The 12,421-nt window shown below is 36.2% G+C and carries 12 protein-coding genes and 1 tRNA gene; 3 read left to right on the forward strand and 10 right to left on the reverse strand.

What is annotated here, in order from left to right; all coding sequences use genetic code 11:
• Positions 1 to 354: 354 nt before the first annotated feature.
• Both DCO16_RS03010 and DCO16_RS03015 read left to right on the forward strand, forming a co-directional pair.
• On the forward strand, positions 355 to 756 hold the full coding sequence (locus DCO16_RS03010) for a hypothetical protein (RefSeq protein WP_173942287.1): 402 nt from the start codon (positions 355 to 357) through the stop codon (positions 754 to 756).
• Positions 757 to 1,025: 269 nt separating this feature from the next.
• Positions 1,026 to 1,418, forward strand: coding sequence for a hypothetical protein (locus DCO16_RS03015; RefSeq protein WP_173942288.1), 393 nt, complete (start codon positions 1,026 to 1,028; stop codon positions 1,416 to 1,418).
• Between the two features lie 210 nt (positions 1,419 to 1,628).
• Here DCO16_RS03015 and DCO16_RS03020 read toward each other — a convergent pair whose 3' ends face one another.
• From DCO16_RS03020 to DCO16_RS03035, 4 genes are all read right to left on the reverse strand, one after another.
• A complete protein-coding gene (locus tag DCO16_RS03020) occupies positions 1,629 to 2,111 on the reverse strand; it encodes a ribonuclease H-like YkuK family protein (RefSeq protein ID WP_173942289.1) in 483 nt (160 codons plus the stop codon).
• 232 nt (positions 2,112 to 2,343) lie between these two features.
• A complete protein-coding gene (locus tag DCO16_RS03025) occupies positions 2,344 to 2,619 on the reverse strand; it encodes a hypothetical protein (RefSeq protein WP_173942290.1) in 276 nt (91 codons plus the stop codon).
• Between the two features lie 238 nt (positions 2,620 to 2,857).
• Entirely contained in the window at positions 2,858 to 3,493 is a 636-nt protein-coding gene (locus DCO16_RS03030) for an NAD(P)-dependent oxidoreductase (protein WP_173942291.1), read from the reverse strand.
• Between the two features lie 686 nt (positions 3,494 to 4,179).
• Positions 4,180 to 4,755 (reverse strand): demethoxyubiquinone hydroxylase family protein, encoded by a 576-nt coding sequence (locus DCO16_RS03035; protein WP_173942292.1) that lies wholly within the window; start codon positions 4,753 to 4,755, stop codon positions 4,180 to 4,182.
• Between the two features lie 145 nt (positions 4,756 to 4,900).
• Here DCO16_RS03035 and DCO16_RS03040 point away from each other — a divergent pair, with 145 nt between their 5' ends.
• Positions 4,901 to 5,536 carry a DsbA family oxidoreductase gene (locus DCO16_RS03040; protein ID WP_173942293.1) on the forward strand — a complete coding sequence of 212 codons (636 nt, stop codon included), beginning with the start codon at positions 4,901 to 4,903 and terminating at the stop codon, positions 5,534 to 5,536.
• On the opposite strand, the gene DCO16_RS03045 is transcribed toward DCO16_RS03040, so the two are convergent.
• The 6 genes from DCO16_RS03045 to DCO16_RS03070 form a co-directional block, all read right to left on the reverse strand.
• Positions 5,509 to 5,583, reverse strand: a tRNA-Cys gene (locus tag DCO16_RS03045). The two genes, DCO16_RS03040 and DCO16_RS03045, sit on opposite strands and share 28 nt — an antisense overlap.
• A gap of 37 nt (positions 5,584 to 5,620) precedes the next feature.
• Positions 5,621 to 6,499 (reverse strand): Brp/Blh family beta-carotene 15,15'-dioxygenase, encoded by an 879-nt coding sequence (locus DCO16_RS03050; RefSeq protein WP_173942294.1) that lies wholly within the window; start codon positions 6,497 to 6,499, stop codon positions 5,621 to 5,623.
• Entirely contained in the window at positions 6,496 to 7,680 is a 1,185-nt protein-coding gene (locus DCO16_RS03055) for a lycopene cyclase family protein (RefSeq protein ID WP_173942295.1), read from the reverse strand. Before DCO16_RS03055 ends, DCO16_RS03050 begins: the two co-directional genes overlap by 4 nt.
• A 12-nt stretch (positions 7,681 to 7,692) precedes the next feature.
• Positions 7,693 to 10,104, reverse strand: coding sequence for a phytoene desaturase family protein (crtI, locus tag DCO16_RS03060; RefSeq protein ID WP_173942296.1), 2,412 nt, complete (start codon positions 10,102 to 10,104; stop codon positions 7,693 to 7,695).
• Positions 10,105 to 10,284: 180 nt separating this feature from the next.
• Positions 10,285 to 11,079: a bacteriorhodopsin-like gene (locus DCO16_RS03065; RefSeq protein WP_173942297.1), complete on the reverse strand. Its 795-nt coding sequence runs from the start codon at positions 11,077 to 11,079 to the stop codon at positions 10,285 to 10,287.
• Positions 11,080 to 11,677: 598 nt separating this feature from the next.
• Positions 11,678 to 12,421, reverse strand: a complete 744-nt coding sequence (locus DCO16_RS03070; RefSeq protein ID WP_173942298.1) for a ferredoxin--NADP reductase — start codon at positions 12,419 to 12,421, stop codon at positions 11,678 to 11,680.

Raw genomic sequence — 12,421 nt, forward strand, 5'->3', positions numbered from 1 at the left:
TTAGTATGGACCAAATGAACAGCTCTTGCAGTCGAAGGAGTGACCTCTTTCTTATCAGTGTTTCTCGAAAAATCTGTTTATCGAAACCCAAACATTGACGCGAAAAACCAGTTGCAGTGAAGGGTTACTAGTGAACAAAATTGCAAGATGACAACACTATTTTTAATGAAAAATTAAAAAATAATCGCAGCCAAAAAAGGAAAGATTAAAGAAAAAATTTATGGAAATAGCCTAAAATGAATCTTTAAATAATAGTCAACAAAATGCAACCACTTATGTTCTAGTCAATTGCTTTTCAATAAAATACATAAAATATTTTAAAGGGCATGATCTTGAATCGGCCTAAGGCTCAATATGTATAAAAAATTAACATTCAAACACCGTTTTAAAGGTTATTACTTTAGTCATTTAATCAAAAAAAAATTATTTATGCAAGTATTTTTTAGTAGTTTGTTGGTAATAGTAGTCCTAACATCATCTAATTTAAGTTTCGCTCAAGCCATATCCAATGACTTCCAAAAAAACTGTGCTCGTGAACAACTCAAAGAACATCGAGGAATAAAGGGAAAAGCTTTGACCGAGAGTGACTTTGCGGAATATTGCACTTGCCAAGCTGAATTTATTTCAAATAACGCAACTAGCCAACAAATTAATGACCTAATAAAAAGTCCTAAGATCAAACCACAATGGTTAATAACAGTTGAGCAAAAAGCAATGAATTTTTGTGTCTCATCAGACTCAAAAATGCGAACTTGATAGGTGATACTCGCTACACCAACCCAGGTTCAGCACTTGAACTTATTGTTACTTAACAAATGACTAATTAATATTTTTAAATGTGTTTTAGTTGGAGAGAAGAATGGAGCTTACACAAGAGGCATTGATGTTTGTAATTTATGGTTCTGGTGCAGTTATTTTAATTATGTTGAGCATCATTTTTATAGATCGCGTACTTTTAAGAGGCCGATAAAATGTGTTTTCTAATTACAAATTTACAATCCTACCAATTTTTTAAAGGCATCTGAATGTTTACTATTTTGAATTTCTTCTATAAATCTATACTTTTTTTCTGGCGTGGTGGCTGGAAAATTATTAGCCCTAATCTCAATCCTTTAAAAAATGCCCCCATGTATGTGAAATATTTTTTTACAATATTTCTTGGATTAGGTTGGAGCTTAGCTTTTTCACTCTACACTGCACAATTCTTCATAATTGGCCTCAACATGTTTGCACATTTAGCAGTGATTTCAGCAGCTTTTGTCACTTGGATCACTTTTAAAGGAATAAGTCGTCGTTACCCAGGTACATATCCCCTTATGCGTGATCCAACTGGTAGTCCCAAATGCTATGAAATGACAGACAACGAACGGCTCGCGGCTTCTCAACAAGCTGATTTGATAATGAAACAAAAACAATGAAACTGCAGCTCAAATTTACTATATTGCGATGTAGTTGATTAAAGGTTAGACGCTCCAATTAAAGACTGGTCACCACACTGTCCAATACGGATATGTCATTTCACAGTAAATTTTAAGTGTATTGGCCAGCGCTAATGAATGGCTGATAAGCAACTTGGGCACAATTTAAACCCACTCATTGATATACATTTGCATTGATTGCAGGGTAAATTAGGCTGCCTCTCTTTCAGACATAATTTGTTTCATTCTATCTGCGCAACAACTAGCAGCAAACGCATTGGGTTTAACCAGTGGCGTCACATTGCACATGCCACGAATATATCCAATAGCTTCATTAATGATGCATGATGAACCATTGATAGGGTTTGGAGAGATATCTAAATGAATTTCAACTTCTCTGTCTTCTAATATTTCTTGCATCTTTAGATATAGATCTGCAATCTTCATGACTTCGTTCATGAGACGCATACGTGGTCTGTCTTTTTTATTGTCATAGTCTCTCTCACGAGAAACTTCCCCAAAAAGTTTACATCCATTGTTACCGTTGATGTGAATAACAATAGCTAGTGTGTAATCAGCATACCAAGTATCACCAATCAACAATCGCTCAGAGTCACCCCCAATGTAGATCTTTGTTTCAGCACTCTGCGCTTCAATGAATGTTTTTACTTCATCGATATTGATAGGGTTCATGAAACTACTTTTTTTATTAGAAATTGTAAAAATTATAGATGAATGGAAAACAAGAAATAAGGTATCTTAATTTTTACCATAAAATTAAAATTAGTATTTCCTTAAGTGTTACAGTTTTTACTGCCAGTAAACTACATAAATACTGTTGTTTTAATCAAACCCCATAATTTCTTTTCACATTTTGGGAAAAAAGCCCGAATTAAAAACACTATCCCTACTAATATGAATAAACTTAATCATCGGATTTTGAAGCCTCATATTTTGCAGCTAATTTAGTCGGCTTAAAGTATTTCTTACGACCACCTTGACTACTTATACTAGTTTTCAAATAATTTAAGCTTATCAGGTGTGTAATACGACCATATATCGTTTGTCTTGATCCGATCCAAGTTAATTGGACTAGGTCATTCATTTCGACTTTTATACCAGCGTGATTAGCTTGTAAAATAAAATCCAATAAATTTCTTTCAATGTCATCTAAACAATTTTCTGGGGTATTAGCAGTCATATTATTGATACGATATAAAAACTCTAAAACAAATAAATTAAGAAATTGTGGTCTGCAATCCTAAATTTTTTATAAGGCCATGAAGTTAATGCACGTAATCACAACAACGAAGTGACTTTACTAAGATGATAAATAAAATTTGTTAGAAACTTTGAAATTCATCATTTTCTTAATTAGTCTTAAATAAATGAATTTGAAAATAAATCTAATTATTTTTCTTGAAAGCCTAGATAGGTATTTAATTAATTAACACCAAGTCCTTATGAATAAAAACTCGATCCTCAATTTGGTGAACAAGAAAATGAGCAACACTTCGACGGGAAATAATTCCGTTACGCCACTCTAGAGGCGTTTCAAGAATTTTATAATTTTTAGTTAATAAACCCGGACTCAATACGCCTGGTCGTACAATTGTCCAATCAAGAGAAGATTCCTTGATGAGCTGTTCCTGCAAAGTTTTATCTTGATAAGCATGCCCAAAAACTAACTTAAAAGGTACACGTTGCAAGCAATGAATACTTTTTTTACTTTCGCCAGCACCAAACCCAGTAATTGAAACTAAACGTTTCACATCTTTTACTGCCATAGCAGCAATTAGTATTCGGGTAGCATTAGAAAAAAGATGTACTGGTCTAATCAAATCACTAAATCCCACCCCAACACTTTGAATCACGACATCCACTCCATCTAAAGCAGTTTCTATATCCTGACTTAATAGTGCATCGCCCCTTATTTTCTCTAATTTTGAATTTGAGATATTGATTCTGTCAGCTGACCTTGAGAAAGCGCGCACATCATAGCCAGCTTTAAGAGCTTGTTTAGTTGTCTCTAATCCAATTCCTTTACTAGCACCAATTATTAAAACCCGTGGCATATGCAACCTCAATCTTTTAGAAAAAAATTTAATAGAAAAAAGCTAGTAATGCTATATTGAAAAAGTTAAACATATTGACAAAAAAAGCCACCCTTAATACGAGGGTGGCTAACTGGACAGTTGTCCAGAGAGAGACATCACAACGAAACCATTAATTTGAAAATTAGCAGAACATTTAACGCATCAATAACTTGATTAAACAACCATTTTTACTATTAAGCTTTAACCTTATAGGATTCCAATACTATCAACAAGGTCATTCAAGTACTCCGCTGCAAATCATCAAATTTCCTCAAAATACATCTGTAAACCAAAAGTTCGCGCTAATCGAATTTATAGCTGAAAAAAATCCTAAGCTATTTGAGATCCATTCTTAACACTAGCTTATCGATATAAATTACTAGGGTAATTGACAACAATATTTTTATTTCTAACTTATGATGATAATCAGTTGATAGTAAATTTGGATTTAAACAATTAATATGCCAATTGAAAATACTGATTCAAAATTTTGTCCAAGTTGTGGACGACTGACTTCGATTGCTGAGTTAACACGACGCGTTTCAAGAAGCGGTGGCAAAGAGACCGTCACCTGGAGATGCAAAACATGTGTCAGCTTACGACAGCCAAGTACAAAAAATAGTTGATCTCAATGCAGGGTCAATTCAGGATTGGGATGCTCCTACCTATACGTATCGACAAATACCTACAGCTTTCTTAGAACCATTGCCTACGAGATAAACCCAGATCCTTAAAAAGACATTAGCTTGACCACTCCAACGTGCACGTGCATCTTCCCGGTGATGCACTTCATCCATTTGACATTCGACCAACAAGGCCCGTAAATTTTGAAGAGAGGTTTTTTCTTGGGCTGTCGCTTGTAGATGCGTATTCTGATTGTCAGCATCTGCTAATAGCGCATCGATCATATTTACTTGCAAAGCATAGTGTTGATCTACAAAGGTCTCAACAGCCTGTATGGTTGCATACACTGATCGGGAACCAAAAAAAGCAGGTACTGCACCAGTTAGCCAACCAGCCATTTTCCATAATGGCAAAAGTCGACTTCTCCAGCGAGTAGAAACTAATTCTTCCATTAAGGATAAGTGGCGAAGTTCAGTTTCAAGATGCTGAATGGCAAATTTACGTACATCAACATCACGTGAGATAGCTAAAACACCTCGATAGATCATCAAAGCACCGGTCTCCCCTGCATGATCGGTTCTAAGCTCTCGGAGTAAATTTAGCGGTAAGGTGGTCATTTGTAAGTAGATAAATTAGAGTAAAAATTTAATTTAAACAGCAGGAAGTAAGATATTTAAATTTTAAAACAGATAAGTTATTGATATCGGTCTATCAACAAATAGATAAACTATAATAGAACTACAAAAAAAGTCAGACACCATAATGATACAAATACAAATTTGGGGAGATTTTGAATGCCCTTATACATATTACCAAGTACTAGTACTTTCGAAATTAAAGAAACAATATTCAAGCAATATTGATATTTTGTGGAGAGCACCAAAATTACCCATCAAAAAAGGGTCTTCAGTGCCAGATCAGTCTTATATTGATAATTTTCAAACTGCAGCACTCGATTCAATCGTAGATGAAAACCAATTAAAAATGCGAATCCCAAAATTACTTAGAGACACATGGCTAATTCAGGAATGTGCCTTATATGCCAACACACTAGATAAAACTTTACCCTTTACAACCAAAATATTTGAAGCACTTTTTAAAAAGGGTACCGATATAAGCCTAGAAATAGAAATTCTTAAAATTGCAGAAAAAGTTGGTTTAAACCCTGAAATTCTTCGTGGGATACTTAACACTGGTACGTACACTAAACAGACTATCCTTGATGCTAATGAATATCAAACATACGGATTCCAAGGAATCCCAGCTATGTTGATAGGTGAAAAAAACTTTTCACCAAGGAGTTTCTCACCAATTACAGGCTATAAGACATTTGAACAACTGCTCAAGCTTATACCAATAAGCTCACTAAATGGAGGCGGAAACCTAGAATCGAACTAGGGTACACAGCTTTGCAAGCTGCAACATAACCACTCTGTCATTCCGCCATGTAATGTTTATATCTCAATATAATTAAATATATATCTAGAGCTTTCCTAATTTCCATCCAGAAAAACGTATTCGCTCAATTACAAGCATATGCGGAACAGTCAATCCTGCCAATCCAATAAAAAGTAATTGCGCAAGACGCGCTTCAACAGATTCACCGGTTGATAGTGCCATAAAAATTAATGCAAAAGCAACAACAACAATCATAGGCAATAACGTAGTCTTCATTAATATTGAAAGTGATTTGATGTTCGCGTAATCCCGGGTTCTCAAAATATGTCTTGCGCTATGCATAAAACAAAAATAAATTGTGAATCCTAATAAGGGTGGAGTAAAAGTAAGTAAAGAAACCATGGAAATTAATTCAAATCCACGTATAAAGTTTGTTCTAAAATAGAACAATCCTGCTAAAAGTGACATACCTAGCCATGGAAACGATAACCATTCTAAATAATTTACAAGCAGCGTAGCAGCTTTTATCCCAGATAGAAAAATAAATATTTCAAGTACATCTCTTGAATAAAAAACAAAGGGGCTCAAAATAACTGCGCATCCATATAACAACCTAAACCATTTAGGTACATTATTTTCAGGGTCTCCAGAAAAATGAATTGCAGAGATTAAAAGAAATATAGCCAAAGCAAATCCTGGAAATAACCACCAGATATAAACCACAATTGCTGCGATTAATAAATATAAAAATACTACAAAAATTTGACGAGTTAAAGTTTTGATGTTGATTGTTTGACGAATAAAAATAGTATCAAAAGCGCCGTGAGGAACACCAAGTAAGAGGATTACCGGGGCAAGTATTATGAATTGGTAATGAATATTTAGAGTGGGCAATAAGTTACTAAGAGCGATTACACACCAAGCTAATACGCTAAACAAAATGCCTTGAGTTTTTAAACTCATAATGTGCTGCGCAAACTTAATAGCCTCGATCTACCGCTTCTTAAAAAAAGTAAAAATGCAGATTTAATAAACGGTAAGTAAGGCATTGCATAAACCACTGCAAGGCTATCAAATAGTCTAGCTTTTCCTCTTAAAAAACGAATAACACTAGCAGTTTTTGCGCCACTAAATAAAGAGTAAAAAATAATTCCTCCTTTTAAAGGCTCTCTGCGAAGAACATCTAAAAAAATCTTATCCATCGTTTGCAAAATGTAAGGATCTGACTTGTGACCAAGAGGAAAACCAGAAATAGATATTTCGTTTGCACACTCTTTAGCCCAAGCCTGAATTCGTTGAAATGCGTAACCAGTACTTGGTCTTGCTCCACCAGCCATAACTCCTGCATTAATATAACTTCGATCTTTAATCATCGGCAGATTTTGCAGTCCCATGGGCAAAATACCGTGTTCGCTTCGTATAACCTTAAATGATGATGTACCAACGCGCTTGGCGATTGCAACATCAAGATCAAACTGTAAATCTTGCTGTTCTAATGGCGAAGCCCCAAATACGGTAACTTCAATAACAGCACGAGTTTTAGACGTGGGCAAGACATAAAGGAAGGAAGCGCCCCGCTCATGTGGTGGCAAAAAATTCATCAAATCAAGTATTTCTGGATTAAAAACCGGCTCAATACATTCAATTTCTTGACCATAAAATGATTGCCATAATGTGGATCCATCTAAACATGGCTTTGATCCAGGACGCGTGTCTACGATGGTGCGAGTTTTAATGAAACCATTATTTGTACTAATATTCCAAATTTTGTCTACTAATTTAGGCTCTCCGACAACAAAAGAATTCATCTCGATATTGATATTTTTCTTTAAATTAATCATTGCTTGAGCAACTGAATAAAAATCTGTAGCAGATACCATGTGATACGGAGTTTTACCGCAGTCAAGTACAACGCATTCATCTAAATTTGAGACAGTCATTTTTTGCCAAATATGTTGGCTTGGATATGCAGTAGTAACTTTCTTGTCGCTCCAAAAGCACCATGTTCGATCATTTTGATAGTATTCACGAGATTCTAAAATTAAAGTATCTGGGCATTTACTTTTAATTTGTGCAAGCTCCATTGATAAACTTAGCCCAGCACAACCACCACCAATAATTACTAAATCATAAATGGTGCTCATATTTTTTTCATGCTAGATCTTTGCTTTTAAAAACATAGTAAGGGCACCATGTAATTTTGTATCGTGAGAGGCGCATTTAAACCAGAAATAGTAGTTAAAAGGTAGGAAGATTAAAGTCCTAAAGGATATTAAAAACTTTGATAATCGAGACACTGTAACTCTTCCCCTCCAGTAGAAATCTTTTTGATTAATAATTTTGATGCCTATTGCAGAGTAAATTCTTGATGCGAGTAATATACTAAATCTTGAATCAAAGGATAGATAAGATAAACCATTTTCGCCACTCTTATAGTATGTGTCCGCAGTTTTAAGTAAGCTATAAATGCATTTTTCAACTATTAGCTTAGATTCTGGACTAGGCTCTACTAACTGTGCAGGCTTTAAATGATTGATTAATGTTGCCGGCAAATAACATCTTCCAGAAATAGCATCTTCGACAACATCTCGAGAGATATTTGTTAATTGCATTGCTATACCAAGATCAATTGCATGGCTGATAGCAACCCGATTGTGGCAATCTAACACTTTACACATCATTGCGCCTACAGTACCAGCAACTTGATAGCAATACTGTATGAGTGACTCTTCATTAGTTATCAGTACATCACCCAAATCCGAAATGATACCCTCAATAAAGGATACGACTAAGGACTCTGAAATATTACACTCACGCATTAAATTTATAAAATCAGCTGTTTTAGAGTCCTTAGATGATCCCATCAAGATATCGGAAATAATTAAATTTAAAGCTAAATGTGGATCAATAACTAAATCCCCTTCATCAGCAATATCATCAACATAACGACAAAAACCATATAAACGTGTAGCTCGCGCAGCATGTACTGGTGTCATCCATTCACGAGCCCAGTAAAAAGTCTTTCCTTTAGCTGAAAGTACTAAGTCTGCAGCCTTTAAGGCTTTCAATGCTTTCTTATTTTCTAAGGCTTCTTTAACAGTTTTAACTGATGGTACAAGTGAGTCAATTACTTTAGCTGAACACAGCACACCTGGTAATCCAGCACCAGGGTGAGTGCCGGCGCCTACTAAAAAGAGATTTTCAATTCCTTCGGCTTTATTGTGAAAACGAAACCATGCAGATTGACGAAATATAGGCGATACAGAAAATCCTGCACCAAAGGCACTTAAGTAATCAGTTCGAAAATTCTCAGGTGTCATAATGAAATCACTAGTGATAGTGTCCCTCAAACCTGGCAATATAGTCTCATCTAAAGCCCTAACTATTCGTTCTTGCAAGAGTGGCCCTTGTAAGTCCCAATCTATGGCTCCCTTTAAGTTAGGTACTGGACAAAGTACATAAAAACTATCGCAACCGGCAGGTGCGAATGATGGATCTGTAGCAGTAGGCCGATGGAGATAAAGAGAAAAGTCTTGTGACAATTTTTTATGATCAAAAATATCAGCTAATAATTCTTTATAACGCTCTCCAAGCCAAATTGTATGATGAGCTACATCTGGATATTGACGAGTAGTCCCAAAATATAATACAAATAAACCCATCGAGAACTCAGCATTAGCAAGTTTTAAGCGAGCAGATTTTGCCTGTTTCTCCTTTTTTATCATCGATGTATAAAGATGTGCAGGGTCAGCATTTGACACAATTAAGTCTGCTGAAATTATTGTTCCATCCTCTAGAGTTACGCCTGAAGCAACTCCGTCGTCAATATTAATTTGACTGATAGTAGTGTTTAGTTGGATATTTATACCTTGCCTCATCATCAAATCACCTAGGGCGTTGGTAATTGAAGAGGTTCCGCCCATTGCGAAGTGAACTCCATGAGCACGTTCTAGATAATGAATCAAACCATAAATGCTTGTTGTGTCAAAAGGATTTCCACCAACCAACAGGGGCTGAATAGAAAAAGCTTGGCGTAACTTGGGATTTTTAATATAACGAGCAACAAATTTCCAGACAGTATCTTGACTTCGCAATCTAAGTAGAGCCGGTATTTGCTTTAGCATAGTGCTTAGTCTATGAAAAGATACCGCTGATAGCTTTATAAATCCAACATTAAAGATACGTTCGGATTGAGCTAATAAATTTCTATATCCGTTACAGTCATTGGGCTCAATACGGGCGATTTCTGCCATTGTTTCCTCAAAAGTACCCCCATAATTAAAATAAGAGTTATCGGAAAAATGAAAGCGATACCATGGTGTTAATGGAACCAAACGTACATAATCATCGAATTTTTCATTAAACAACGAAAATAACTCCTCAAATAAAAAAGGAGCTGTGATTACAGTCGGTCCAGCATCATGCTTAAAACCATCTCGCTCAAATATTTGAGCTCTTCCACCCAGACCAGCGCAACGATCAATGAGGGAGACTTGATAGCCTTTTGCACATAAACGAAGGGCAGCTGCAATACCTCCAAAACCGGCACCGATAACAATTGCCTTCATTTCTAAAATTCTTTCAATTTTTTACTTAGTAGATAAAGTTGAACAAAGGTGAGTACACGTTTGAAAGGTAGCCAGAAATCACGCTTAATTTTTTAAGAATTCATACGTAAACTAAATTATTGACCTGAAGCTGTATTTAAAACAAAAAAACACGGGATGATAAATCCCGTGATTTTTTTATTAAGCTTTTAAGCTTTTCTCAGACTCGCTTACAGCAACGGACCAAATAATTAATCCGAAAGCGATTTTATTGAGTACATCAGCTGCGTTATAGATAATATTTAATGCATTTGCACTATCTGCAGGACTGGCGCCTGTCAGATATCCAAAGAAATAACCTATTGGATAAATAGCCCAGCCGAAAGTAACAATCAAACGCATCGTACTAAAAGCAGACTGAACTGATTTCGGTGCGGAAGCCGCATTGATCTTACTTGCTTCACCAGCGAATATCTCGTAAAGAATGTAGAACCAACCGACCATTCCTACAATAAATGCAATCCATACATCTGCGTATCCAGCCTCGCCTAAATAACCACCAATTAACATTACTAAGGTGCCTATCATTAATCGCCAAAAAACGCCTACTGGCACTTTGGCAATTGCGGAAAGGATCAGATAAAACTCGATCATCAGTAAGGGCACTGTAATTAACCAGTCGATATAGCGAAAAACCGTTGGTGTAGATCCAGTCGCAACCCACACGTCGCGCATATAGAAATAGTGAACAGCAGCTATGAGTGTTACTAAACCAGACACAGTTAAGGATGTTTTCCACTTAGGGGAGACTCGATCTCGCTCCAAAAAGAAAAATACAGTTGATGCAATTAACGCCATGGAAATTATCCAAAACGATATCCCTACAAAGTCATCCTGCCTCAATGCTTCAGAAGATGCATTGGCTTGGGACGTAATTAACAGCAAAGTACCAAACAATGAAGTACTACCTATCCACTTTTTTAAATGCAACAGCATTTTTAACCTTCTATTCTATTAAACTACATTAGTAAAAAACAACGCTTTACTTTAAACGAAAAATAGCAAAATTGTTTTTTGATATTAGCCACACTGAGAGTAGTCTTTTTAATAACCCTTTAAATTAAAAAATTGCTTGTTGTCCTGCTACACACAAGCTGTAAAAATTAAAGGGTTTTTAGTAAATTTATTTCTTTGTTGATGGGTATTGCATCAAAGGTAAGACCTATTTTTTGGGGGTTATTGATGAAATTATGTATCCAGGAACACAAGCATTTATGCGTTTTGAGTACCCTTCAAGATTGCCGAATGCGGTTCAGGATCGAGCCAAAGCTATTACCCAAAAAGTACTTGAAGGAAATGATAAATAAAAAAGTCGCCCGAAGGCGACAAGGGGATCTGGGTTACAGATCCCGAGAGCCGAAATATTTTCCGCTGTTTCAAGTTTCAACGCGTGAAATTATATTTAAAAGGGTCTTTTGCAGGGAGGGCCTGCATCTTTTCTGTATTTTTTACTACGAGTTTAATGTGTACCGTTTGTGGCAAAGTGAGTAAGTTACCGTGTGTATTTGGCTTAAGTACCAAGACTTTTTAGACATTATGTATCTACAAAGGCTTTCTCAAGCACAAAGTCTCCAGGCTTTCTTAGACTGCCCTCGGTCATACCCTTCTGTTCACACCAGGCAGCTACCTCCCGATTAAATGCCATATTGCCGCACAACATCACGCGGTCTTTAGCACAATCGATTGCTAAGGCACCGGATGCTAATTGCGCAGTAATCCTGGCATCCCCCGCACCAGTCACAATCGCTTGATAGTGCAATATTGGCCTAATAATGGAATGTAGATGCTTTGTTTCAGTACACGTTGAAAAGGCTGTTGTTAATTGATCTTGATAAGCAAGATCTGTAGAGTCCCTCACGCTATGAATCACATGTATACAACTCCATGCTTCTAAGATTTCCAAATCACGAATTAAACTCATAAATGGAGCCAAGCCAGTTCCTGTAGCCAATAACCATAAATTAGCTCCTGGTATTAAAGCTGCGTTTCTCAATGTACCCGTTGTTTTGGTAGCAATTAATATTTCATCGCCTTCCTTAATATACTGAAGTCGGCTTGTTAATTCACCGTCTGCAATCTTGATGCTAAGGAACTCTAGCTCATCACTCCATGGAGGACTCACTATGCTGTATGCGCGCAAAATAGGCTTACCCGCATGTCTGATACCTACTAGTACAAACTCTCCCGCATTAAATCTAAATGCTGGGTCACGGCTAGTACAGAAACTGAAAGTTCGATCACTCCAGTGGTGCACTGAAGTTACTGTTTCCCTGAACAT

The sequence above is a fragment of the Polynucleobacter antarcticus genome, assembly GCF_013307245.1.
Lineage (GTDB): Bacteria > Pseudomonadota > Gammaproteobacteria > Burkholderiales > Burkholderiaceae > Polynucleobacter > Polynucleobacter antarcticus.